The sequence below is a fragment of the Psychroflexus sp. MBR-150 genome (assembly GCF_053628795.1).
This window is the reverse complement of the sequence record NZ_JBRJHB010000004.1, coordinates 23,899-48,852: the sequence shown is the minus strand read 5'-3', so window position 1 is coordinate 48,852 and position 24,954 is coordinate 23,899. Positions and strand designations below refer to the sequence as shown.

Annotated in this window: 18 protein-coding genes; 12 read left to right on the top strand and 6 right to left on the bottom strand. The window is 34.5% G+C overall.

Annotated elements, in window-relative coordinates; genetic code table 11:
• The first annotated feature begins 2 nt into the window (after positions 1 to 2).
• From ACSSV5_RS03435 to ACSSV5_RS03400, 8 genes are all read left to right on the top strand, one after another.
• Positions 3 to 1,193, top strand: coding sequence for an acetate/propionate family kinase (locus tag ACSSV5_RS03435; RefSeq protein WP_454244786.1), 1,191 nt, complete (start codon positions 3 to 5; stop codon positions 1,191 to 1,193).
• 1,108 nt (positions 1,194 to 2,301) lie between these two features.
• The gene (locus ACSSV5_RS03430) at positions 2,302 to 2,709 is read left to right on the top strand and encodes a DoxX family protein (protein ID WP_454244785.1); all 408 of its coding nucleotides are present in this window, start codon (positions 2,302 to 2,304) and stop codon (positions 2,707 to 2,709) included.
• 6 nt (positions 2,710 to 2,715) lie between these two features.
• The gene (locus ACSSV5_RS03425; protein ID WP_454244784.1) at positions 2,716 to 3,138 is read left to right on the top strand and encodes a DsrE family protein; all 423 of its coding nucleotides are present in this window, start codon (positions 2,716 to 2,718) and stop codon (positions 3,136 to 3,138) included.
• Between the two features lie 2 nt (positions 3,139 to 3,140).
• Positions 3,141 to 4,799, top strand: coding sequence for a bifunctional metallophosphatase/5'-nucleotidase (locus ACSSV5_RS03420; protein ID WP_454244783.1), 1,659 nt, complete (start codon positions 3,141 to 3,143; stop codon positions 4,797 to 4,799).
• Between the two features lie 641 nt (positions 4,800 to 5,440).
• A complete protein-coding gene (locus ACSSV5_RS03415; protein ID WP_211066238.1) occupies positions 5,441 to 6,163 on the top strand; it encodes a Fic family protein in 723 nt (240 codons plus the stop codon).
• A 189-nt stretch (positions 6,164 to 6,352) separates the two neighbouring features.
• The gene (gene dcm / locus ACSSV5_RS03410) at positions 6,353 to 7,552 is read left to right on the top strand and encodes a DNA (cytosine-5-)-methyltransferase (RefSeq protein WP_454244782.1); all 1,200 of its coding nucleotides are present in this window, start codon (positions 6,353 to 6,355) and stop codon (positions 7,550 to 7,552) included.
• Positions 7,553 to 7,565: 13 nt separating this feature from the next.
• Positions 7,566 to 7,742 carry a hypothetical protein gene (locus tag ACSSV5_RS03405; protein ID WP_454244863.1) on the top strand — a complete coding sequence of 59 codons (177 nt, stop codon included), beginning with the start codon at positions 7,566 to 7,568 and terminating at the stop codon, positions 7,740 to 7,742.
• Between the two features lie 113 nt (positions 7,743 to 7,855).
• Positions 7,856 to 8,281 (top strand): hotdog fold thioesterase, encoded by a 426-nt coding sequence (locus tag ACSSV5_RS03400; RefSeq protein WP_247653601.1) that lies wholly within the window; start codon positions 7,856 to 7,858, stop codon positions 8,279 to 8,281.
• Positions 8,282 to 8,434: 153 nt separating this feature from the next.
• Here ACSSV5_RS03400 and uvrA read toward each other — a convergent pair whose 3' ends face one another.
• Positions 8,435 to 11,227: an excinuclease ABC subunit UvrA gene (uvrA, locus tag ACSSV5_RS03395; RefSeq protein WP_454244781.1), complete on the bottom strand. Its 2,793-nt coding sequence runs from the start codon at positions 11,225 to 11,227 to the stop codon at positions 8,435 to 8,437.
• Positions 11,228 to 11,438: 211 nt separating this feature from the next.
• Between uvrA and ACSSV5_RS03390 the strand changes: the two genes are divergently transcribed.
• On the top strand, positions 11,439 to 12,029 hold the full coding sequence (locus ACSSV5_RS03390) for an RNA polymerase sigma factor (protein ID WP_211066242.1): 591 nt from the start codon (positions 11,439 to 11,441) through the stop codon (positions 12,027 to 12,029).
• Positions 12,030 to 12,275: 246 nt separating this feature from the next.
• On the opposite strand, the gene ACSSV5_RS03385 is transcribed toward ACSSV5_RS03390, so the two are convergent.
• Positions 12,276 to 12,938 carry an endonuclease III domain-containing protein gene (locus ACSSV5_RS03385; protein ID WP_211066243.1) on the bottom strand — a complete coding sequence of 221 codons (663 nt, stop codon included), beginning with the start codon at positions 12,936 to 12,938 and terminating at the stop codon, positions 12,276 to 12,278.
• A gap of 28 nt (positions 12,939 to 12,966) precedes the next feature.
• Between ACSSV5_RS03385 and bcp the strand changes: the two genes are divergently transcribed.
• Positions 12,967 to 13,416 carry a thioredoxin-dependent thiol peroxidase gene (gene bcp, locus ACSSV5_RS03380; RefSeq protein ID WP_454244780.1) on the top strand — a complete coding sequence of 150 codons (450 nt, stop codon included), beginning with the start codon at positions 12,967 to 12,969 and terminating at the stop codon, positions 13,414 to 13,416.
• Positions 13,417 to 13,494: 78 nt separating this feature from the next.
• Here bcp and ACSSV5_RS03375 read toward each other — a convergent pair whose 3' ends face one another.
• From ACSSV5_RS03375 to ACSSV5_RS03360, 4 genes are all read right to left on the bottom strand, one after another.
• Complete coding sequence (locus ACSSV5_RS03375; protein ID WP_454244779.1) at positions 13,495 to 16,305, bottom strand: alpha-amylase family glycosyl hydrolase; 2,811 nt, start codon at positions 16,303 to 16,305, stop codon at positions 13,495 to 13,497.
• A 57-nt stretch (positions 16,306 to 16,362) separates the two neighbouring features.
• Positions 16,363 to 17,550, bottom strand: coding sequence for a SusF/SusE family outer membrane protein (locus tag ACSSV5_RS03370; RefSeq protein WP_454244778.1), 1,188 nt, complete (start codon positions 17,548 to 17,550; stop codon positions 16,363 to 16,365).
• 19 nt (positions 17,551 to 17,569) lie between these two features.
• A complete protein-coding gene (locus tag ACSSV5_RS03365; protein WP_454244777.1) occupies positions 17,570 to 19,183 on the bottom strand; it encodes a RagB/SusD family nutrient uptake outer membrane protein in 1,614 nt (537 codons plus the stop codon).
• 61 nt (positions 19,184 to 19,244) lie between these two features.
• Positions 19,245 to 22,175, bottom strand: coding sequence for a SusC/RagA family TonB-linked outer membrane protein (locus tag ACSSV5_RS03360; RefSeq protein WP_454244776.1), 2,931 nt, complete (start codon positions 22,173 to 22,175; stop codon positions 19,245 to 19,247).
• A gap of 264 nt (positions 22,176 to 22,439) precedes the next feature.
• Between ACSSV5_RS03360 and ACSSV5_RS03355 the strand changes: the two genes are divergently transcribed.
• Entirely contained in the window at positions 22,440 to 23,492 is a 1,053-nt protein-coding gene (locus ACSSV5_RS03355; protein ID WP_454244775.1) for a LacI family DNA-binding transcriptional regulator, read from the top strand.
• 90 nt (positions 23,493 to 23,582) lie between these two features.
• The gene (locus tag ACSSV5_RS03350; RefSeq protein ID WP_211066249.1) at positions 23,583 to 24,947 is read left to right on the top strand and encodes an MFS transporter; all 1,365 of its coding nucleotides are present in this window, start codon (positions 23,583 to 23,585) and stop codon (positions 24,945 to 24,947) included.
• The last annotated feature ends 7 nt before the right edge of the window (positions 24,948 to 24,954 follow it).

The window sequence follows — 24,954 nt, the reverse complement described above, 5'->3', positions numbered from 1 at the left end:
TTATGAATGTATTAGTTATCAATTCTGGCAGTTCTTCAATCAAATATCAGTTGATTGATATGCCCAGCGAAACAGTGAAAGCCACTGGTTTAATTGAACGTATTGGTGCAGAAAACGCTAAAATCACTTACAAAAAAGACGATTTTAAAACATCAAAGGAACTCCATATTGCAAACCACGAAGAAGGTTTGACTCAAATGAACAGGTTTTTGATGCACAAGGAATTTGGCGTGATTGCTGATAAAGACGACATTAAAATCGTTGGACATCGCGTCGTTCACGGCGGGCAATCGTTTTCAAAAACAGTAGAAATTACCGAAATAGTAAAATCAAAAATTCAAAGTCTTTGCACTTTAGCACCACTACATAATCCACCAAACTTAAAAGGCATAGAAGTCGCTGAAAATGTGTTTTCCAAAGCGAGACAAGTGGCGGTTTTTGACACGGCTTTTCTTCAAACCATGCCGCAAAAAGCTTATCAATATGCTATTCCTAAATCATTTTTAGAAAAAGAAGACATTAGAGCTTATGGATTTCACGGCACGAGCCATAAATATGTATCTGAAAAAGCACAGGAATTTTTAGATTATAGAAATCAATCCAGCTCAAAATTGATCAGTATTCATCTTGGCAACGGTTGTAGTATGACGGCTATAAAAGACGGTAAAGCCATCGATCATTCAATGGGTTTTGGTCCAGCTAATGGTTTGATTATGGGTACACGTGCTGGCGATATTGATCAGTCTGTGATTTTTTATTTGATGGATAAATTGGGTTATTCTGCTAAAGAAGTCAACGATATCTTGCTAAAAGAAAGCGGTATGTTGGGCTTAACAGGCTCAAACGATTTACGAGATATTCAGCAAAAAGCAGAAGCAGGAAATAAAGATTGTAGATTGGCTTTAGAGATGAATGCTTATCGAATTAAAAAATACATTGGAGCTTATGCTGTGGCATTAAATGGTTTAGATGCTATAATTTTTACCGCTGGAATAGGCGAAAACTCTGCTTTAATGCGTGATTTGGTTTGTCGAGACATGGATGTTTTAGGTCTTCAGTTAGATCAAAATAAAAACAAAATGGCTTTAAGTGAAATTAGAGACATCAGCACCAAAACATCAAAAGTAAAAATTTTGGTTATTCCAACCAATGAAGAGCTTGAAATTGCTAAACAAGCTTATAAAATTGTGTAATTACACTTTTTTCTCAATCCATGTTTTTGATTTAGGAAATGCGAAAAACTTTCATTGCAGTGCATTCGTGGTATTTAAAAAAAAATTCATCAGTGCATTCGTGGCATTAAAAAAAATTTCATTAGTGCATTCGTGGCTCAAAAAAAACAACATTAGTGCATTCGTGGCTCAAAAAAAACAACATTAGTGCATTCGTGGCTTTAAAAAAAAATCATCAGCACATTCGTGGCTTTTAAAAAAAAAATTCATTAGTGCATTCGTGGCATTTAAAAAAAATTCATTAGTGCATTCGTGGCTTTAAAAAAACAACATTAGTGCATTCGTGGCATTAAAAAAAAATTCAATAGTGCATTCGTGGCTCAAAAAAATTTTCATCAAAAATAAAATCAGCACAAAGACCAAAAACCCAAGTAGAATGTAAAAATTGCCTTTGTCATATTTTTTGTGTAAAACCTCATCCTTAGCGATAGCGTAAATTACTATTGCTAACACAAGGCTATAAGTAATGCTGTATGATGTGCTTAACCGAAGTTCTGAGATTTTTTGCTCTTTGTTAAACGGCAGAAAAGTGATAGCATTTTTGCCCAGCATTAGTCATAGACAAATCCTTAACTTTTATTAAGAAAAAAATAACACGATTGCATAAGATTTGTATCTACATTTGCATAGATGAGAAAAAGTAGCACAATAAAAAAAGTATATTCAATCTTGTCCATTTTTGGACTTGCATTGTTGTTATTGCTTTCTCCTTGCAAGGTTAGGAATTTTATACAAGCTGAATTAGGGATTTCTCAAACAAAAGTCTTAAACAAGAGTCAATCTACAATCTCTCAATCAAATTGCCAGACTTTTCAGGCTACTGAAACTATTCAAACTATCTCAAAACCAACTTTCCAGCAACCTGGTTTTTTGGTTTCAGAAATTTATCCTTGTGAGTTTACAATTAATTTACTTAGGCATTCCTTTATTTATGGGCCATCAAGAAACCACTCGGTCTCTGATGTTCCTTTGTACATTTTATACCAAAATCTCAAGGTTTATTCGTAATTGATTTGCTGACCAAGAAAACTCAAGCAATCACTAAATTTATCAATTACAAATAACAAAAATGAAATTTCAAGAAAAAACACTTGAAGTTAGCTACAAATCTGTAGTTATACTTCGCATTATGCTTAGCTTAATTTTTATAGTAGCAAGCACCAATCATTTTTTTAATACCGAAAAAACCGTGAGCAGGATAGAAAATGCATCCATGGGTTTTATTGGTAATATTCTAGGAACACCTGAGGCAGCAGTGATTCTGTCAGGTATAGTAATGTTGATTGCAGGTATTTCACTACTTATTGGTTTCAAATCTCGAATTGCTGCCATTGTATTAATTGCCGTTCTAATCCCAATCACATTAACAATTCAAGTTGGACAAATATCAACTTTAGGTCCACTTTTTAAAAACATAGCAATTCTCGGTGGACTTCTTTTTTTTACATTGAATGACACTAATAACCTTTTAAAATAAACAAAAATGAAAACATACATATTTAGTTCAATCTTTTTAATGCTTACTCTATTCGGAACCCTAAACACACAGGCACAGCAAATGAACAATGATAAAAATAATTATGTGGTACTGACCAAAAAAGTGCCACAGTTACAGCCTATACTATTGACTGCTGAATCCCTGAAAGCCGAAGACGGTGATGCCTTTGGCGATTTTCAGGTCATTATTTGTGGAAAGGAAATAGGCGATATCACCGATACCGAAAAAATAAGCGACTTCATCGTAAAAGCCGAAAAAGCTGGTGTAAAAATCATAGCCTGTGGGTTCTCGCTCAATAAATTCAAAGTAGATAAAACCAAAGTCCCAAAAGAAATTGAGGTTGTCGAGAACGGAATTCTGTACAACTTTCAACTTCAGAAAAAAGGGTATAAAAGTATAAGCTTATAATTATGACCTCATATAAGAAATATCCCATAACAACTTTTGCCATAATAGGAATACTATTGGTATTGGTTTCTTGTAAAACAGAAAAATCGAACACAGTGGAAAATAATGATTCAGTTAAAGACACATTGAGTATAACGATATTGCAAACAGCCGATATACACGGTCAACTGGACACCCACCCCGAACTGTTCTGGGAAAACGAAAAGATAGTATTTAAAAACCGTGGCGGTCTCGCTAATATTAAAACTCTTTTTGACCAGGAACGACAGAAAAACCCAAATAGAACTATTATTGTGGATGGTGGCGACCTTATACAAGGCAGCGGTTACACTGCTTTATCTGAAGGAAAAGTGATGCCTGATATTATAAAAAATATGGGCTATGATGTCATCATTCCCGGAAACTGGGAAGTGGTTTACGGCAAGGAAGTTATGATGAATGTAATGAAAGGGTATGACACACAGGTAATTGCCCAGAATATGTTTCACGATGATAATGACGAACCTTTATTTCCAGCCTCTTGGGTAAAGGAAATCGAAGGAATTCGCATAGGATTTATAGGTATCAACGACCCAGATGTGCCCGTTAGACAAAACCCCATTTTCAGCAAAGGAATTGGTTTTAGTGGACTAGACGATAATCTAAAGAAAATAGTAGATGATTTTAAGGTCAATGAAAAGATAGATGTTTTGTTTTTAATAACGCATCTTGGAATATTCAAACAAGTAGAGCTTGCCAATAATTCTATAGCAGAGCACGCAGATTATATATTGGGTAACGACACCCACGAACGTGTACGCGAACCTATACAAGGCAAATATGCAAAAGTAACTGAACCCGGGGCGTTCGGTTCTTTTGTAGGTAAGTTGACGCTGCATTTTGTGAATGGCGTGTTAGTGGATGACGATTATGAACTAATTGATGTTGACCCGGAAGTCTTTTCAGCCGATGAAGAAATACAGGCACTTGTGGATAAGGCAAAAGCACCTTACAAAGCACATTTAGAAACTATAGTCGGTTATACAAACACACCGATATATAGATATTTAACGGTTGAAAACCCAATGGATAATATGATAACCGATGCCGCTCGCTGGAAAACAGGTGCAGATATTTCAATTTCCAATGGTTTTCGGTTTGGTAATCCCATTGTACCTCAAGATGGAAAACCGGCACCGATTACAAGAGCTAATCTATGGAACTTGCTTCCGGTAAATGAAAAGGTAAAGACAGGAAAAGCAACTGGAAAACAGATAAAGGATTGGTTGGAAAAAGAAATGCACAATGCCTTTTCTCAAAACCCAACCGAACGTTTTGGCGGCTGGTTAGTGCGCTTTTCAGGAATGAAGGTCAACTTCAATAGCCAAAATGAAAAGGGCCAACGAATCAATAGCATAACCGTAAACGGCGAATCGATGAAAGATGATGAATATTATACCATCTCGGCCTGTGTACGTCCTGGTGACCCTATCGATAATTTATGCAGGATGCCCAATGTTAAAGACATTGAAGTTAAGGATTATACCATTCACGAGCTTGTAGAAGAATACCTTCAAAAAAACTCACCAGTAGCACCAACACTAGAAGGAAGAGCCTATTGTGAATATCTTGGCAAGTATTCCTTTTCTACCGTACCCAAAACCGATTATAAATTTCAATAAAGAATAAAATTATGGATAAGAATAAAAAGAAAACTTGGATTCAGTATGGCATTTTTGCCGTGGTGTCCATTTTCCATAGCCCACGGTTTAAACCGCGGGCTATGGTTTTAAAATATTCGATTGTGAATGGATTTATCCATTTTTTATGATTTCAATTTCTTCCCTGTAAGTTCTATGCTTTACTGCCATACCGTTACGCAGTACTGAAATTGTGAAGCGTAAGTCGGAGGAAAAAATAAGCAACAAAACCAAATAGAAAAAGACGATATAGAATATGGTTATCATAATGTGATTCCGCTTTGGGCTTTTGGATTGAATTACTAAAAAGAAATAATATAAAAACAATGCCAGGCTTTAGCAATAGCTACAAGTATAATGCGAGTTTTAGAGCTAAATCAAAAATTTGGGTGCGTTTTTAAGCTCGCAATTTTTATATTTGAGAAGCGAAATTAACTACCCTAAAATGGCTGATTTATGTATATACACAATCTCTCGGCTAAGGTAAAATGAGTAAATTGGAATAAAATATAAACAATTGATTTACAGAGATGTAATTTTAAGTTAGTGAGAATTTAAAAGCATAAAACCGAAAAGCTTTAAAAAGAAAAAAGTATCTTTGTTATTTAAATTTATCTACAATAATGAAACTTTTAGAAACATTACAAGAAGAAAAATCGAGCGATCTAAAAGGTGGAATTTATCATAAAACTCAAATAAAGTTAACTTACAATACCAACAGAATTGAAGGCAGTAAATTATCTGAAGAACAAACAAGATACATTTACGAAACCAATACCTTTTTTACTGAAAAGGGAACAAATACTGCAAACATTGACGATATTATTGAAACAGTGAATCATTTTCACTGTTTTGATTATATGTTAGAAATAGCAAACGAACCTCTATCAGAAAAACACATAAAAAAATTTCATAAAATCTTAAAATTAAACACTTCTGATGCTAAAAAAGAATGGTTTAGAGTTGGGGCATATAAGTCAAAGCCTAATGTTGTTGGAGGAATTGAAACATCCAAACCCAATGAGGTAGAAAAACACATTGATGAGTTGTTGAAAACTTATAATAAAAAGAATGATATTGAAATTTATGATATTATTGATTTTCATTATGAATTTGAGGCAATTCACCCATTTCAAGACGGAAATGGAAGAGTTGGAAGACTAATAATGTTTAAAGAATGTTTAAAAAATAACATTGTCCCATTTATTATTGAGGATGAATTTAAGTTTCTCTATTACAGAGGTTTGACTGAATACCCAAAAATAAAAGGCTATTTGGTTGATACCTGTCTATCAGCACAAGATAATTATATGGAATTAATGAAATATTTTGAAATTGAAAAATAAAAAACCTACATGTAAACACGAGGCTATCAGTAATGTGGGAAGTTTGGCAAAACCGAAAATTTTGTTGCGTTTTTTAGCTTACAACTTTTATATTTGAGAGGCGAAATTGACAGACCTAAAATTGCTCACTATGGTATATACATAATCTCTCGGCTAACGAAAAATGAGTAAATTTGAAAAATTGTATAAATGATAGAAGTTAATCATCAAAATAAAGAATTAAAAAACTACAATTTTATTGATCTTTTCGCGGGCATTGGTGGTTTTCACTATGCTTTAAAATCATTTGGAGCTAATTGTGTTTTTGCATCGGAAATTGATAGTAAAGCTTCTGAAATATATGAAATCAATCACGGTTTAAAGCCAAATGGAGATATAACGAAAATTAAAGAAAATGAAATACCCAGACACGATATATTGTGTGCTGGTTTTCCTTGTCAAGCATTTTCAATTTCTGGAAAACAAAAAGGCTTTGAAGATACACGAGGAACTTTATTCTTTGATATAGCTCGTATTGTAGATTTTCACAAACCAAAGATTTTGTTTCTTGAAAATGTTAAAAACTTTGTTAGACACGATAACAGTAACACCTTAAAAACTGTTTTAAACACCTTAAAAAATCTTAATTATGAAGCGTTTTACAAAGTTTTAAACACAAGCAAATTTGGACTTCCTCAAAATCGAGAAAGAGTTTATATTATAGGTTTCAATAAAAATGAATTTGAATTTATTGATTTTTCCTTTCCTGATCCAAATTTAGTATCATCATTAGAAGAAATCATGGATGATAATCCTGTCGATGCTATGGTTATCGAAAGAGATGACATTGATATATACAAAGATTTTAAACCAACTAAAAATATTTTTGGTGAACTTGAAATACCGAATAAGCCCATCCAAATTGGCAAAGTTAATAAAGGTGGTCAAGGCGAAAGAATATATCATCCAATTGGTCACGCAATAACTCTTTCTGCGTATGGAGGTGGCGTAGGTTCTAAAACAGGTCTCTACAAAGTAAAAAATGTAATTAGAAAACTATCTCCAAGAGAATGTGCAAGAATTCAAGGCTTTCCTGAAAATTTCAAATTACCCAATAATTCAACAGAAGCTTATAAACAATTTGGCAATAGTGTATCAATCAACACGCTTCAACATATTATCAAAGAAATAGTAAAAACTATTAATAAAAATGACAGAAAATCAAGAATTAGGCTCACAGACAGCAAAAATGGATTCAGGAACGAAAAAGACATAGTCCAGAAATTCAATAATTGGAAGAGTGATAATGAGGCTCAACTGTGGTTATCTTTAATGCACTATGAACTTAAAGAAATAGAATACGTAAAAGCTATTGTTTTATCAGGTCATAAAGCAGATGTTCAAGTCTAAATAACGATAAAGCATAGATGCCGAAAATATTAAAGATACAAAGGACTCAAGAAGAATGTTTGCAAATGAATTTGATAAAGCTGATCAAAGAAAGTTAATTAAATGGTTTGATGAGAATAAATCACTCGAGTCTATATCTAAAACCAGAAGTTTAGGCAAAATCGAAAATTTTGGCATTTTATGTCGATAGCAATTTTTATATTTATAGGATGAAAATAAAAATGCTAAAAAAACTTAAAGCACTGATAATCTATGGTATAAATTTAGGTTTGTCAACAACTAATAAAACTAAAACATAAACAAATGATAAATAAAAACATTGATTTTTTTAAACAAGTTATTGAACAAAATGTCCCAATTCATAAATTTTTAGGTCTAAAATTATTATTGATAGAAAAAGGATTTGTCAGAGTCAGTGTGCCTTTTAGAGATGAAGTGGTTGGAGATTTTAGAAGAAACAGATGGCACGGCGGAATTATTGCTACAATAATGGATTCTGTTGGTGGAATTGTCGGCGGAACACATTTTAAATCTTTTGACGACAAATTAGCAACCATCGATTTAAGAATAGATTACCTCAAAGGTGCTGAAGCATCATCAATAATTGTAGAAGGTAAAATAGTTAGATTTGGAAATAGAATACTTGTAACCAAAATGAAAGCTTTTCAAAATGACGAACTTATTGCAGATGGAAAAGGCGTGTATAATTTTTCACCCCAAAAAAAGTAACAAAAAATCAAAGTTAATTTAGCTAGACTTGAACTCATAAATCTATAGAATTATTGATAGATTAAAAATCAGTTGTTGTTATAAAAGTGATTGGCAAAGTAGAAGTAGAGTGATTTCCATAAATCAGTTGGTTTTTGATACTGATGTCGAAGATTAAGATTCTAACTTGCTTTTCAAATATTTAGCGGTTAAAGATGATTTAGATTTCACAAGGTCTTCTGGTGTTCCTTCAGCTACAAGATAACCACCGTTTTCTCCACCTTCAAGTCCGAGATCTATGATGTGATCAGCACATTTTATCAAGTCCAGTTGGTGTTCTATCACAATAATAGAATGTCCTTTTTCAATTAAGGCATCAAAGGATTTTAACAGTTTTTTGATATCGTGAAAATGCAGTCCTGTTGTGGGTTCATCAAAAATAAACAAGGTGTTTTGCGTATTGTGACTTTTGCCGAGAAAGGTAGCGAGTTTGATCCGTTGAGCTTCACCGCCAGATAGCGTAGAAGAACTTTGGCCTAAAGCCACGTAGCCTAATCCTACATCTTGAAGCGGTTTGAGTTTGCTAACGATTCTTTCTTTTTTGTGTTGCCCAAAAAACTTTATAGCTTCATCTATGCTAAGGTTAAGAATATCATCGATGTTTTTACCTTCAAATTCTACATCAATGACTTCTGGCTTAAAGCGTTTGCCTTGGCAAGCATCACATAAAATATACACGTCGGCCATAAATTGCATTTGAATGGTGATTTCACCTTCGCCTTGACATTTTTCACAACGGCCACCATCCACATTAAAACTGAAATGTCTAGATTTAAAATTTCTGAGTTTCGACAACTTTTGCTCAGCAAACAAATATCGGATATCGTCATAGGCTTTTGCGTATGTTACAGGATTTGAGCGTGATGAACGACCAATCGGGTTTTGGTCAATATATTCTACTTGTTCAAGACTTTTGATGTCGCCTTCTAAGGCATCAAATTGACCTGTTTTTTTGCCGTAAATTCCCAATGCTTTGCACAGTGCTGGATATAAAATATTTTTGACTAATGTACTTTTGCCACTTCCTGAAACACCTGTGATCAAAGTCAACATATTCAGCGGGATATTGACGTCTATATCTTTTAGATTATTATCACGTGCACCTTTGATATGCAGTTGTTTTTTAATTTGTCGCCTTTGTTTTGGGACTTCAATTTTTTGTCTGCCACTTAAATATTGTCCTGTTAAAGATTCGGATTTACAAACCCTTTTAAAATCACCATAAGCCACAACTTCTCCACCGTGAACACCAGCTTCAGGACCTATATCGATAATCAAATCGGCTTCTCTCATGATATCTTCATCGTGTTCGACTACAATCACGGTATTGCCGAGATCTCTCAAGTTTTTTAAAACCCCAATCAAGCGTTCGCCATCTCGAGAATGTAATCCGATGGAAGGTTCGTCTAAAATGTACATTGAACCCACCAAACTGCTTCCAAGTGAAGTTGCTAAATTGATGCGTTGAGATTCGCCACCCGATAAGGTATTTGATTTTCGATTGAGTGTTAAATAACTCAAACCGACATCTATCAAAAATTGAAGTCTTGTGGTGATTTCTTTTAAAAGCCGTTTAGATATTTTTTGGTCGTGTTCTGATAGGTTTAAATGTTTAAAAAAATCTAAAATCTTATCAAGCGACAAATCTACTAATTCTGAAATGCTTTTGTTTTGAATTTTAACATAATTGGCTTCAGGTCTCAAGCGTTTTCCTTTACAAGTTTTGCATTTGGTTTTACCTCGATAGCGTGACAATAAAACCCGATTTTGAATTTTATATGATTTGGCTTCAAGTTCTTTAAAAAAAGCATTAAGCCCTGTAAAATATTCATTGCCTTCCCAAATCAAATCTTTTTGCTCATCCGAAAGTTTATAATAGGGTTTGTGAACAGGAAAATCAAAATGATGAGCGTTTTTTACCAATTGGTTGCGATACCATCTTAAAGAATCGCCACGCCAAGGATAAATGGCATTTTCATAAACGCTCAATCCTGTATTTGGGATAATCAAATTTTCATCTAAACCAATCACATCGCCATATCCTTCACATTCAGGACAAGCACCATAAGGATTGTTAAAACTAAATAAGTGAATATTAGGTTCAAGAAATTTCATGCCATCACGCTCAAAGACATTGCTGAATTTATAATCCTTTTCAGTTTTTGTGTCTTTTAAAATGATATGACCGTGACCTTCGTAAAAAGCATTTTCAACGGCATCTGCCAATCGATTGTAAAAATCTTCATTATGTTTAACCACAATACGGTCAACAACTAAGAAAAGATTTTTTCGAGTAATTCTTTTGTTGAGGGCTTCATCAAGTCGTAATACGTTACCTTTATACATAATTCGGCTATAACCTTGCTTGATCAAAACTTCGAGATGATCTTTTATTTTACGTTTTTTGTCAATTTGAATAGGGGCGAGTAGAAGGAGTTTTGTTTTTTCTTCAAGGCTTTTAACCATATCAATAACATCTGCAACGCGATCTTTTTTGACGATTTTGCCTGAAATAGGTGAGTAGGTTTTGCCAATTCTGGCGTAAAGTAATTTTAAATAATCATAAATTTCTGTTGTTGTGCCAACCGTAGAGCGTGGATTAGTGCTGTTGACTTTTTGCTCGATAGCAATAGCAGGGGCAATACCTTTAATATCATCAACTTTAGGTTTGTTGAGCTTACCCATAAATTGCCTGGCGTAAGACGACAAACTCTCTACATATCGGCGTTGACCTTCGGCATATAGCGTGTCGAAAGCCAAACTAGATTTTCCAGAACCAGATAATCCTGTAATGACAACGAGTTTATTTCTAGGTATAACAACATCAATATTTTTAAGGTTGTGCATTTTTGCACCTTTGATGATGATGTTTTGTAACGGATTTGGTTGAGATGGATTTTTTGTCATAATTTCTAAAAAAATACAAATATAGAATGACCGATTTAGCTTTAGATAAAGCTAATTGTTAAATGTTAAATAATAAATTAAAATTTTGGTGTTTTAAATAAAATTATATATTTGGCGTTCAAACAAATATAATTGCCTATAGCATAGCATTACTTTTTCTATTTAAGACTTTATAAATCAAGCCCCATATAATGGGAAACAGAGTAATGTTATGAAACAACAACACACCATTTCTGAAGCAGAATTAATCAGAAGTTACTTAGACGGTAACGAACATTCGTTATGTCAGCTTATCAATAGACATAAACATAAAATTTTTGGATTTATTATATCTAAAATCCAAGATAGAAATTTAGCCGAAGATGTTTTTCAAGACACGTTTATAAAAGTGATCAATACGCTAAAACGCGGTAAGTATAACGAAGAAGGTAAGTTTTTACCTTGGGTTATGCGTATAGCACACAATTTGGTGATTGACCATTTCAGGAAGAGCAATCGGATGCCAAAATTTGATACCAAAACTGATTTTGATATTTTTTCTGTCATTAAAGATGAAGATTTGAATGTGGAGTCAAATTTAATTAAAGATCAAATTGAAAACGATGTTAAATCTTTATTGAAAGAACTTCCTGATGACCAAAGAGAAGTTTTAGAAATGCGTATTTACAACGAATATAGCTTTAAAGAAATAGCTTACAAAACAGATGTCAGTATCAATACCGCTTTAGGTCGTATGCGTTATGCCTTGATTAATTTAAGAAAAATTATTGAGGAAAGAAATATCATTTTAACTGAAAAATAACTGAAAATAAAAGCAATAAAATAATTTGCACAGCGTTTGTTATTTAAATAAAAAAAGTTTACATGACAAACCTTTACTTAAATCCATCACCGCAAAAAAAGGTGGAAAATGTTGAACCTACGAAGGAATGCATAGATTTCCTTCTTAACTATTCAAAAGCCTTGAAGATTACCAATCATAACAATCTTCAATTTGAAAGTATTCAGAATTAGTCTTTATTTGTTAGTTTCATTTTTAGCACCCGTTTTACTTTCGGGTGCTTTTTTTGCGGTAGGCTTTTATTACAGATGGTCTGCCAATGGTTCTGGTAATAATATCTTTATCTAAATCCCAACCTCGAGCTGGGCTATATTCTCTGCCATACCAGATGATTTGAAGATGAAGCTTGTTCCATAAAGCTTTTGGAAACAATCTTTTGGCATCTTTTTCGGTTTGTTTTACATTTTTGCCTGACGACAAATTCCAGCGATACATCAGTCGGTGGATATGCGTATCAACAGGAAACGCTGGCACACCAAAAGCTTGAGACATGACTACGCTTGCGGTTTTGTGCCCAACGGCAGGCAATGCTTCTAAAGCTTCAAAACTTTGTGGCACTTGACCATTGTGTTTTTCGATGAGTATTTCTGATAAGCCGTGAATGCCTTTAGATTTCATTGGTGATAAGCCAACAGGTTTGATGATTTCTCTGATTTGGTCGATACTCAATTTAACCATATCATAAGGATTGTCAGCCTCTTCAAAAAGCAATGGTGTAATTTGATTAACCTTAACGTCAGTGCTTTGTGCAGATAATAAAACAGCAATCAGTAATGTATATGGATCTTTATGGTCTAAAGGGATAGAAATTTGTGGATAAATTTCATTTAACGTATTTATAACGAAATTTACTTTCTCAGACTTCTTCATTTTCTGTAATTTTAAACAAAAATACATTATGACAACTTTAAAAGCCGGCGATAACGCCCCGAATTTTTCAGCAAAAGACCAAGATGGCAATGTTCATAAATTAGAAGACTACAAGGGTAAAAAACTGGTGGTCTTCTTTTATCCTAAAGCCAGCACACCAGGTTGCACAGCAGAAGCTTGTAATCTTCGTGACAACTGGAATTCTTTTCAAGCAAAAGGTTATGAAATTCTTGGTGTCAGTGCAGATTCACCAAAACGTCAACAAAATTTTAAAGCAAAATACGATTTGCCATTTCCTTTACTTGCTGATGAAGATAAATCTGTGATAGAGGCCTTTGGCGTTTGGGGACCAAAAAAGTTTATGGGTAAAGAATACGAAGGTATTCACCGAACAACTTTTATTATTGATGAAGAAGGAAAGATTGAAGAAGTCATTTCAAAAGTCAATACCAAAGCTCACGCTGAACAGATTTTATAATCTGATGATTTGTTCTAAAAAAAAAAGGCGACTTGTTGAAGTCGCCTTTTTGCTAACTGAGAACAAAATCAATCCCTATTAATCTTTTAAAAGTTTAACAGACAAAGTTTTATCTTGAGATTGGGCTTTTACAAAATACAAGCCACTATTCAAATCTTCAATATCAAATCGGTGATTGGTATCAAAATCACCTTCAAATTGTTTTACAACTTGACCTGTAACATTATATATCACAATATTTTCAACAGATTTATTCAGAGAAAAATAACTTGATGAAGGATTTGGATATATGACAATATCATTTTTGAAAGAACTAAAATCTTCATTTGATAGAGTTACTAATTCATTGCCGTAAATCTTAAATTCGCCTGGAGCAAGAGTAATAGACATATTGGTATCATTGACTGGCAAAGTTGTTTCGGTCATCAAATTATACCAAGTGCCAGTTTCTTGAAAGAACGGTTGGGTTGTTATGGTATTAACTCCAAAATTCCCAACTATGATTACAAACTCCAGATCATTTGGACCAGCATTGTCATCGACTAAGAAAATTTTCTTTTCTATATCATCAGCAACTTCTAATGTGAAGTTTTGGGTTTCAAAAATTGGTTCTTGAAGTTTGAGTTGAATTAATTTACTCCAAGTATCATAAACCTGAGTTCTGTTCGGGTTAGTATCATATCCTAAACTCCATGGTATTGGTTTAGGATCAGTTCTACAGCTGCCATTAATAGTTCCGTTTTGGCATTGATCGATACTAAAATCGTAACCTAATTCACCAAACTGCCAAATCATTTTCGGTCCGGGAATAGGGAAGAAGAAGGCACCAGCAATTTCCATACGTTCAAGTGCTGTGTTTAAGTTTTGGATGTCATAAGATCCTGAACTATTTCCAAATTCAAGGTTTTTAAACATCAATCGTTCTTCGTCATGGCTTTCCATATAGCTCATATTAGATGGCGTTGACCAACCTCGGTTTTGGTATTTGATAAAAGAAAAATCTGTGTTATCAAAGCCCATAGTCGCTTGGTTATAGTTGTAGTTAAAGTTTGCCCAAACTTGCATTCCTGGCTCGTTAGGATCTGTAGTCAATTTGTGGTTGATTAACTGTGTTTCTTCACTGTTTGGTGCAAAATGCTCTAAAATCAAATAAGCTGTTGGATCTGCTGCTCTCACAACATTATACATTCTATTTAGGTTGTTTATCCTTGAACTATCAAAACCACCACCATCACCAACTACATTGGTAAAGCCTTTAGTGAAATCATATCTAAAACCATCTACATTGTATTCTTCTAACCAATACAAATTCAAATGATCAAGATAGTCTTCGGTTGCTGGTGATTCGTGATCAATATCATTAAAAAATGAAAAAGTTGTATTGGGATCATTGACATTGAAAAACGGATTTTCACTTGTAGCTTGACCTCCTGTGCAACCATTGCAATCATTCCACATTCTATAGTAAGGATTTTGACCCGTAGCATGGTTGTAAACCACATCAATTATCACAGCTATGCCTCTTAAATGGCATTCATCTACAAAGGTTTTAAAATCTTCTGGCGTACCATAATATTTGTCTAAAGCACCATGAAACGCAGGATTATATCCCCAACTGATATTACCGTCAAACTCGCTAACTGGCATCAATTCTATTGCATTAACTCCTAAATTTTCTAAATAATCAAGTTTATTGACCACGGCATCAAAGGTGTGAGCTGCGTCAAAATCTCTGATCAATAATTCATAAACCACTAATTCGTCTTGATTTGGACGCTGAAAGTTTGGGACTTGCCATTGGTATTCAGGTTGGTTTAATCTTACCCAAGTGACCATTTCGCTGGTTTTTCCATCAGGATATGCAGGTATGTTTGGAAATACTGAATTATCAATAAATGGATCATTAAACGAATCTAATACCAATTCAGAATAAGGATCGGCAACCTTAATTTCGGCATCGATGACGTATTGATACAGAAAATCATTAGTAGGTTGATTATTCAATCCAGTAATAGTTATCCAAAATCTATCATTAGATGGATCTCGATTCATCAAATAGGTATTGTTGAGATTCCAATCGTTGCCATTAAAATTACCAATGACGTGAACAAAACTCTTGTTTGGTGCAAAAAGCACTAAAGTTATTTCGTCAGGATTATTTACATCATAATTTATGCCGTCTTGCATTCCAGCTGGAACTGGGGCATTATTCACAACAGGTGTAGTTATGACATTAAATTCAGCAGTTTGAACTTCACTACTGATAGGTTCTGTGGCAACCAGTTCAAATGTAGCGTCATTATTAACAGTGTAATTAAAATTATAGGTTGTTGTGTTATTTTGCGTGTCTATAGAAGTTCCATTAGCAAACAATTCAAAATTAGCAGCTAAACTTGTTGTAGCTGAAATAGAAAGAGTATTGCCTTGATCAACAATATTGACACCTTCGAGACTGCTGTCCAAAAACAATTGAAAACTCCCAACGGGTACCAAATGGTCTTGGGTTTTTTTGTCTCCCGTTCCGTTTTTTGCTTTAACCAACATACCGAGTGTTCCGATATTAGTTGCATTATAAAAATTGGTAGGTGTCATGGTAAAGGAAAAAGTGCCATCACCATTGTCTGTCATTTTTTGGGATTCGTTAGAATTTGTCCAAGAACCATTAGTTGGAGAATCACCACCAAATGTGCCATCAGGATTGAGATACCAAGCCCAAAGATAAACGTCGGTAACGCTCCAAATTGAAGGATCTATACCTGAAACTGTGATGGTGATTTGTTCATCTTCTTCGAATGTTGGAGGCGATACAGTAAATGTTCCTTGCTGAACTTGAGCTTGCCCAAAAACAACAAACGAAAATAAAAATAAATTGAATAATATTTTTTTCATAATAAAAGTTAAAAAAAAGGGCAATTGAAATCAAAAGCCCTTTTTATTAATAAGATGTTATTCTTGTGGTATCCAGACAAAGACATAAGTTTCAGTCAGGTCATTAAACCATACATCATAAGTTCCGCCCATTACAGGTATATTAGGTCCATCTTGAGAAGCAAAACCTGTGAACTCTGTATCGGCTCCCCAATTGACAGCCCAATCATTATCTGCTCTGAATTTGGCTTCACCGTCAATTAATTCAACGCCAGTAAGATACCATAAATGTGGGTCAAAAGTTGATTGAGTCATAGCTGTATCAGCATCCCAACCGTTTGGCGTGGCACTACCAATTATACCGATATTAGTGTATGTTGTAGCCCCAGTTTCATCAAAAGGTTGAATGTCAAATGTAGCGTTTTCTATATCAACAGTGATGCTATAATAGCCATCGCCACCAGGAATGTCAAATGGATCAGGGTCTTGACCTAAATCTTCAGAACTAGCCAATGCTCCTCCGCTTAAACCCCATTGTGGTTGCCATAAACCTCTTTGCTCTAAGAGTTTAAATTGATTTGGTGTTCCTAAAAACTTACCTGTAAATGTGTATAAATCACTATTGTCAGGATCTCTGACTAATGGAGTGTTATTGTTATTGTTATTCCAATCAGCAGCTGTTGCATTACCAACTAAAAATAAATCTCTTGGTGGAATAAATTCAACTTCTATAAGTCTCACAAACAAAACTTGAGTTTCTGATATTGACTCTGGCGAGTTTCCATTTGCATTTGTTCCTAAATCAGCTACAACTCTAAAAAACATTTCACCTCTGTCGTTTGGAATTGGGTCACCGTTTTCGTCTAATATAGGATCGCCATTTTCATCGGTTAAACTTGTTGATGGAATCCCATCGACACCAATTTCAGGTGCTAAATTCCAAAGCTGTTCAACTGTAAGGGTAACTTGAGTATCTGTTGTGTTTGCAACTTCAATAGGATTATCAAAAGAGCCATCAGGTGACATTTCTAAAGAATAAGAAATATTAGATTGTACACCAAAGTCGGGACTTACCCATGTAAATCTTTCTGCTATATTACTAAATGTTTCAGTTGATAAAACATATTCACTTAAAACACTGTTTGTGATTGTTAGCTGTTCTACTTCTGCTGGTGTTTGAAATCTAAAGTTGTCATCATCTGTGCACGACTTCAGTCCAAAAAGACCTAAGCAAATTATTGTTAAGATTAAAAATTTATTTTTCATTGTTTTGAGTTTTAAAATATTAGTAACCTGGGTTTTGTGTTAAATTTGGATTAGCAGACATACTTTCACTTGGTATGGGAAATAAACCTCTAAAATCAGCTATTGGGATTCCGCTTAGTGAATTGCCTTTGAGTGTCCAGACATAAGATGCTCCTGTAAATAAACCGAAACGTCTTAAATCTTGTCTTCTGTGAGATTCCCAATAAAGTTCTCTAGCTCTTTCATCAATAATAAAATCTAAAGTTAAATCTGCATCAGAAATATTTGAGGACGTGCTACCATTATTTGCACGTGTTCTTATTAAATTGATGTATTCTACAGCCTGAGCTCTTGTTCCTCCGCCACCTCTTAAATGTGCTTCGGCATACATCAAATAGACATCAGCTAATCTAAACATAGGAAAATCAACAGAGGAAAACGTCAGGTCGTTATCTTGTGTTCCATCTGATCTTATATCTGTATATTTTTCTAAGATATAACCTTGATCACGATTAGAAACATCAGAAATATTGATAGGTCTATCATCTGAAATTATAGTATTTCTAGCATCATTATTGAATGTTGAACTTTCAAATAGACTAACAAACTGAGGGGTTAAACGAATGGCTCCACCCCAACCACCTTCAATGACACCAAGATTAGCACCATTTTGTTCAATACTACCTACAGCACCGTTGGTCATTACTGTTGTTGGTCCAAAAGACTGAGAAAAACTTCCATCTGCTGGAACTGGAAAAATAATTTCATTTTGAGCACCATTAACATCATTATCAGCTCTAAATACGTCTCGATAATCTGGTGTTAAGCTATAGCCTGCATCAATGATTTTTTGAGAATATTCTAAAGCATCGGCATATCGATTTTCTCCAATATACACTTCAGCATTGAGATAAAGTTTAGATAGTATCATCCAAGCCACAGCTTTATCGGCTCTGGCATATTCATTGGTTCTTGCATCTTTCAAATCTGGTATAACTTCTAAAAGTTCAGATTCTATATAGTTGAATAGTTCAACACCGGTAATTTCGTTACTTCTAAAAACACCTACAGGCGTTTCTTCGGTAACAAACGGAGCTTTTCCAAACAAGTCTAACATATGGTAATAAGATAGAGCCCTCAGCAAACGGGCTTCAGCTTTAAAAGTTGGAATTTCTTCTCTTTCAGCACCAGAAACTCCACGTTCATCTAACTTTGCATCTGTAGATTGTCTCAAAAATTCATTGGCAAATGCTACACTACCCATAATTCGACCAAAGGCTCCACGAATAATCACATTAGCGGGTGTCCAAGTTGTGCGTTGAAGTTCCGCAATACCAGGGTCATTTTCGAAAGACCAAATGGCTTCGTCAGTAGTAAAGGTTTGAAGGTTCATCAAAGCTCTTCCGTATTGACTTGTACCAGGGTCTAAACCGCCAATATTTGAACCAAAAGCACCATCAGCACTGGTGAGGTTTAAATTGCCATAAACGCCAGCAAGCAATTTTTTATAGGCATTATCTTGGTTGAAAAAGTCTTCAGCCGTTGAGGCATCATCATCTAATGGAACGGTATTCAAATCGTCTTCGCAAGAAGAAACTATAAACAGCAGTCCCGCAAATAGATAGATTAGGTTTAATTTTTTTATTATTTTCATTGTCATCATATTTTGATTATAAATATAAGGTTTTCAAAGTGTTAAGTTTATAAAACATATCTTAAAATTTGAAATTAGCACCGAGTAAAAAGGTTTGTGGTCTTGGAAAGATAGTGTTATCAATTCCACCAAATACTTCTGGGTCTAAACCAGAATAATCTGTAATCACAAACACGTTATTCATACCTGCCCAAAATCTTAAGGTTGTATTTTTCTGGACAACATCTTGAAAGGTGTATCCAATTTGAAAGTTGTCCATTCTTAAAAAAGAAGCGTTTTCTATATAAATATCAGAGCGAATCACATCAGATGTGTTTTGAAAACCTGTCTCTAAAACTTGAGTAGGGATGTTTCCTAAGACCGCATCATTTTGTAAAAATCTTAATTGTGCTCTAGCTGAATTGACATTGTTATACACATAGTTACCAATACTGGCTCTCATATTGAATGAGAGGTCAAAGTTTTTATAATTCATTGTAGATTGGAAACCCATTGTTACATCTGGATCAGGATCTCTAAACAAATATCTATCGTCGTCATTGATAATATTATCCCCATTCAAATCGGCATAAGCCCCTTCAATTGGTTTGCCATTGTCGTCATAAATTTGGTTATATACCCAAAACGAATTTGGGGCATGACCAACACTGTGTAGCTGAATAAAACCACCAGTACCGCCACCAATATCTCCAACAGGAATATCAGAATCATTGGCCAATTCGTCTAATTCTTGATTGAGAAAAGTAACATTATAATTGACATTCCAATCAAATTTGTCCGAATCTCCTTGAGCATCAAAAATTTGAGCATTGATTCCAAATTCAATACCTTCGGTATTTAAAGTTCCTGAATTTTGTTCTATGGTGTTTGTAAAGTTAGAGCCTTCTGGAACTGGAGCGGTTACAAATAAATCTTCAGTGTCTCTTGTATAAACGTCTAAAGTCCCGGTAATTCTATCGTTAAAGAAACCATAGTCTATACCAATATTGTATGTTTTGGCTGTTTCCCAGGTCAAACCTTCATTTCTCGCAATAGGGAATCCTGCTGTTAATGGAGCTCCACCAAAAATGACTTGTGCAGTGGGTTGTGAAGTTGCAAAACTTTCTATACCAATAATACGAGGTCCAATCTCTTGTTGACCAGTTTCACCATAACTGGCTCTAAGTTTTAAATTGGAAACCACCTTTGAATCTTCTAAGAATTTTTCATCTGATATATTCCAAGAAAAAGCAACCGACTGGAATGTTCCCCATTTGTTGCCTTTAGCAAATCTTGAAGATCCGTCGCGTCTTATGGAGTAAGAAGCGATATATTTATCTTTAAAGCTCACAAAAGCACGACCTATGTAACCTATCAATACAATATCTGGTAATGTGTTAACGTCAGAGTCGTCAATTTGTGCTTCTTCACGGGTTTCGCCTGTAGAAAAGCTCTTATTAGTAAACTCTTGGTATGAATATCCAACCGTACCTCTTAAACTGATATCTTCAGTAATATCATCATCATAATTTAAATACGCATCAAATAAAGTGTTTTTAATATCACTGGTAAATTCTGAATAACTTCCATTAAATGTACCATCTCCATATCGAGCTCCGTTTATGCTTTCTCTTGACAACTCATTAGAACCACTACCGCTGGAGTCGTCTAAACCTAAATTGAAAACCGCTCTTACTTGTGGTAAAAAGTGAAGCCTATAATCTAAATTTAAGTTACCATAAAAACGATCTACATCAGATTCGTCTCGGCGTTGTAATAAACTTGCCACTGGGTTTCTTGATCCCAAGATAGGTTCGTTATTGTTATTTGGATCGTAATATTCAAAAAAACCACCAAAAGGGGAGTTAGGATCTCTCACAGGTTGTGTCGGGTCAAATCTGATGGCATCACCTTCTACACCATTAGCAAATCTATTGCTTTCACGTGTATAGTTAGCATTAATGTTAACTCTTAAATGATCATCAAAAAAAGTTGGGTTGATAGAGGTTGAAACTGAAGAACGTTTAAACTCACTGGTTAATCTTATCCCTTGTTGATCTAAATGACCGAGAGATAAACGTACAGGTATTTTATCAAACAATTGACCTCTGACTGATAAGTTGTGGTCAAAAGAGTTGGCTACACGATAAATCTCATCTTGCCAATTGGTGTTGGCATTGCCAAGTTTACCGACATCATCGGGTCTTTCTTGAGCGATGATTTGTCTAAAGTCTTCAGCAGAAAAAACATCAATTTGATCGTTTAGGCTATAAACACCTGCAGTATAATTAAAATCAACCTGAAAATCTTTAGAGCCTTTTTTAGTTTTAATGATAATAACACCCGCAGATGCACGATTACCATAAATAGCTGTTGCAGCGGCGTCTTTCAAGATTGAAAAAGATTCAATGTCATTTGGATTAATAGATGATAAAATAGATCGACCACCACCAACGTTGTCATTGCTCAAAGGTAAGCCGTCAACCACAATCAAGGGTTGATTGTTGGCATTAAGAGAACCACCACCACGAATTCTGATTTCAGATCCCGAACCTGGTGCACCACTTGTTTTTACGGTAACACCAGCAGCACGACCGCTGATTAAGTTTTCTGGCGTAATAATATTACCTTTTGTAAAATCCTTTTGAGAAATTGCTGTTACCGATCCTGTTAAATCTTTTTTGGTACTGGTACCATAACCAATTAAAACGACTTCTTCTAATTGAGATAGGTCAGGTTCGAGTTCAACATTAATTTCAGATTGCCCAGTATAACTTATTTTTTGGGTTTTAAATCCTAAATAAGAAAATACTAATACTTCACCATTGTTAATTTCGATGGTGTAATTACCGTCAAAATCTGTCGTTGTCCCACGTTGAGTGTTTTCTATCAAAATGTTGACCCCAGGAACGGGCATATTTTGATCATCTACCACAGTTCCACTAAGGGTGTTTTGGGCTAAAATACCTAGTGGCAAAAACAAGAACAGACATAAATATTTGAATGTGTTCATAAATGAGTGATTTGTGTTAAGAATATGTTACTTTTTACTTCCAAGCGTAAAGTTAACTAAAGTATATCTAACGCAAACATTTTCGATGAACCGCAAACGTTTTCGTGTTGACAACTTTTTGATTTTAACACTCAAAAATATAATTTTGATAAAAAAAATCTTTTAAACCCAATTAATTTTGAATAAATCTGAATTTGAAGGTTATCTTAATTTATTGTATTTTTAAAAACTTATTCAGATAAAAAATCATATTTTTCCAATCTAATGAATCAAAAACCAACTTTAAAACTAATTGCCAAAGAACTTGATGTGTCTGTCTCTACAGTGTCTAAAGCTTTGAGAGATAGCAAAGAAATTGGTAAGCAAACCAAAGAAAGAGTCAAAGCTTTTGCTAAACTTTACAATTACAGACCAAATAATATCGCATTAAGTTTAAAAAACAGAAAAACTCAAACTCTTGGCATCATCATTCCTGAAATTGTTCATCATTTTTTCACAACAGTCATTTCGGGTATAGAATCTTATGCCAATGAACACGGCTATAATGTGATAGTAGGACTGTCTAATGAATCTTTTAAAAAAGAAGTCATCAACCTTGATACTTTAGCCAACGGCAGTATTGATGGTTTTATACTTTCAGTAGCTAAGGAAACGTTGTCCAAAGGCGATTATCACCACCTACACGAAACTATTGATCAAGGTATTCCTATTGTGATGTTTGACCGCGTTATAGATGATATAGATTGCGATAAGGTTATCGTTGATGATATAAAAACCTCACAACGTGCCGTTCAAAAACTGATTGACAACGGCTGTGAAAAAATCGGAATTATCAGTACAAAAGACTACGTAAGTGTGGGTAAATTAAGAACAGAAGGCTATTTAAAAGCCTTAGAAGTCAATCAAAAAAATGTCAATCTATCTTATATTTTAAAAATTCACGATGAGTTTAGTTCTGACGACAACCTTGAAGCTTTAGAACAACAGATTTTTGATTATCTATCAAAAAACAAAGACCTTGACGCTATTTTTGCAGTCAATGAACTTTATGCTGTTACTGCTATGAAAGTGGCTAGAAAGCTTGGTTTGAGCATTCCTAACGATATTCAATTCATTGGTTTTACAGATGGTGTTTTATCAAAACATGCTTTTCCGCCATTGACAACCGTGAGTCAAAATGGTTTTGAAATGGGAAGAACCGCCGCTAAGTTGTTGATAAATCGTCTGGAAAAAGACAGAGAAGAAATAGAACATTTTGAAACGGTAATTGTTAATACCAATATAATTGAAAGAGAAACCACTCAAAAATTGAAATAATTTATATATTTGTGGCAAACAAAACTGCTTTTTACTTCCCGTTAAGTTTTGTTTACAAGGCTTATCGTTGTTTAATTTAATTCAAGCGATATGCAAAAACGCAGGTTATCTGCCTTAGAAATAATCAATCTGAGTTTTGGTTTTCTGGGTATTCAAATGGGTTTTGCTTTGCAAAACGCCAACGCAAGCCGTATTCTACAAACTTTTGGAGCTGATGTACACGAACTGTCTTGGTTTTGGCTCATCGCACCTATCATGGGTTTAATTGTTCAGCCTTTGGTTGGTCATTACAGCGATAACACTTGGAATCGTTTCGGTCGGCGTAAACCTTATTTTCTTGTTGGAGCTATATTGGCATCAATAGGTTTAGTATTATTGCCACAAGCCGATTTGTTCATTGCTTTTTTGCCAGCCTTGTGGGTTGGTGCAGGAATGTTGATGATTATGGATGCGTCCTTTAATATTTCTATGGAGCCTTTTCGGGCTTTTGTAGCTGATATTTTAAACGAAGATCAACGCACCGTTGGGTTTACCACACAAACGGTTTTAATCGGTATTGGTGCTGTGGTTGGCTCTTGGTTGCCTTACGTTTTAACTGAATATTTTGGCATTGCCAATAGAGCAGAAGAAGGCACAGTACCACTAAATCTTATTTTGTCATTTGTCATTGGTGCAGCGGTTTTAATGATCACTATATTAGTTACCATAATTACAACCAAAGAATATTCGCCAGATGAACTCGATAAAATTGAAAAAGCCAAAGTCAAAAAACTCGGTGAATCTATAGAAGTCAAACCGAAAAAGAAAGCCAAACTCACCGATATATTTACTGATTTTGTCAAAATGCCAGCTACGATGAAGCAACTCAGTTGGGTGCAATTTTTTTCTTGGTTTGCTTTGTTTGGAATGTGGGTGTTTTCTACACCTGCTATTGCTCAACATTTTTACAACTTACCATATACCGATTCTTCAAGTGAAGCTTTCAATAATGCTGGCGATTGGGTAGGAATTTTATTTGGAATCTACAATCTGGTTTCAATTCCAGTAGCTTTATCACTTGGCAAAATTTCAAAACATCTCGGCAGAAAGAAAACCCATATGTATGCCTTGTTTATTGGGGGCATTAGTTTTCTGTCTATTTACATCATGCCAGATCGCTATTGGCTCATTCTGCCAATGATTGGTATTGGCATCGCTTGGGCGAGTATTTTGTCTATGCCTTATGCCATCTTAGCAGGTGCCATCAACCCTAAAAAAATGGGAGTTTATATGGGTATTTTTAACTTTTTTATTGTTCTACCACAAATTTTAAATGGCATCATCGGCGGTCCTATGGTTAAATATTTTTACAACAACCAGGCTATTTTCGCTTTAGTCTTGTCAGGAATCAGTATGATTATCGCGGCATTTCTGGTCATTCGCGTCAAAGATGTCGATGATGTTCAATCAACTTAAAACCACA

Coding starts and splice junctions, on each gene's coding strand:
- ACSSV5_RS03435 (WP_454244786.1), top strand. CDS start 3: ATGAATGTATTAGTTATCAATTCTGGCAGTTCTTCAATCAAATATCAG.
- bcp (WP_454244780.1), top strand. CDS start 12,967: ATGACAACTTTAAAAGCCGGCGATAACGCCCCGAATTTTTCAGCAAAA.
- ACSSV5_RS03390 (WP_211066242.1), top strand. CDS start 11,439: ATGAAACAACAACACACCATTTCTGAAGCAGAATTAATCAGAAGTTAC.
- ACSSV5_RS03400 (WP_247653601.1), top strand. CDS start 7,856: ATGATAAATAAAAACATTGATTTTTTTAAACAAGTTATTGAACAAAAT.
- uvrA (WP_454244781.1), bottom strand. CDS start 11,227: ATGACAAAAAATCCATCTCAACCAAATCCGTTACAAAACATCATCATC.
- ACSSV5_RS03430 (WP_454244785.1), top strand. CDS start 2,302: ATGAAATTTCAAGAAAAAACACTTGAAGTTAGCTACAAATCTGTAGTT.
- ACSSV5_RS03350 (WP_211066249.1), top strand. CDS start 23,583: ATGCAAAAACGCAGGTTATCTGCCTTAGAAATAATCAATCTGAGTTTT.
- ACSSV5_RS03375 (WP_454244779.1), bottom strand. CDS start 16,305: ATGAAAAAAATATTATTCAATTTATTTTTATTTTCGTTTGTTGTTTTT.
- ACSSV5_RS03355 (WP_454244775.1), top strand. CDS start 22,440: ATGAATCAAAAACCAACTTTAAAACTAATTGCCAAAGAACTTGATGTG.
- ACSSV5_RS03370 (WP_454244778.1), bottom strand. CDS start 17,550: ATGAAAAATAAATTTTTAATCTTAACAATAATTTGCTTAGGTCTTTTT.
- ACSSV5_RS03415 (WP_211066238.1), top strand. CDS start 5,441: ATGAAACTTTTAGAAACATTACAAGAAGAAAAATCGAGCGATCTAAAA.
- ACSSV5_RS03365 (WP_454244777.1), bottom strand. CDS start 19,183: ATGAAAATAATAAAAAAATTAAACCTAATCTATCTATTTGCGGGACTG.
- ACSSV5_RS03385 (WP_211066243.1), bottom strand. CDS start 12,938: ATGAAGAAGTCTGAGAAAGTAAATTTCGTTATAAATACGTTAAATGAA.
- ACSSV5_RS03420 (WP_454244783.1), top strand. CDS start 3,141: ATGACCTCATATAAGAAATATCCCATAACAACTTTTGCCATAATAGGA.
- dcm (WP_454244782.1), top strand. CDS start 6,353: ATGATAGAAGTTAATCATCAAAATAAAGAATTAAAAAACTACAATTTT.
- ACSSV5_RS03360 (WP_454244776.1), bottom strand. CDS start 22,175: ATGAACACATTCAAATATTTATGTCTGTTCTTGTTTTTGCCACTAGGT.
- ACSSV5_RS03425 (WP_454244784.1), top strand. CDS start 2,716: ATGAAAACATACATATTTAGTTCAATCTTTTTAATGCTTACTCTATTC.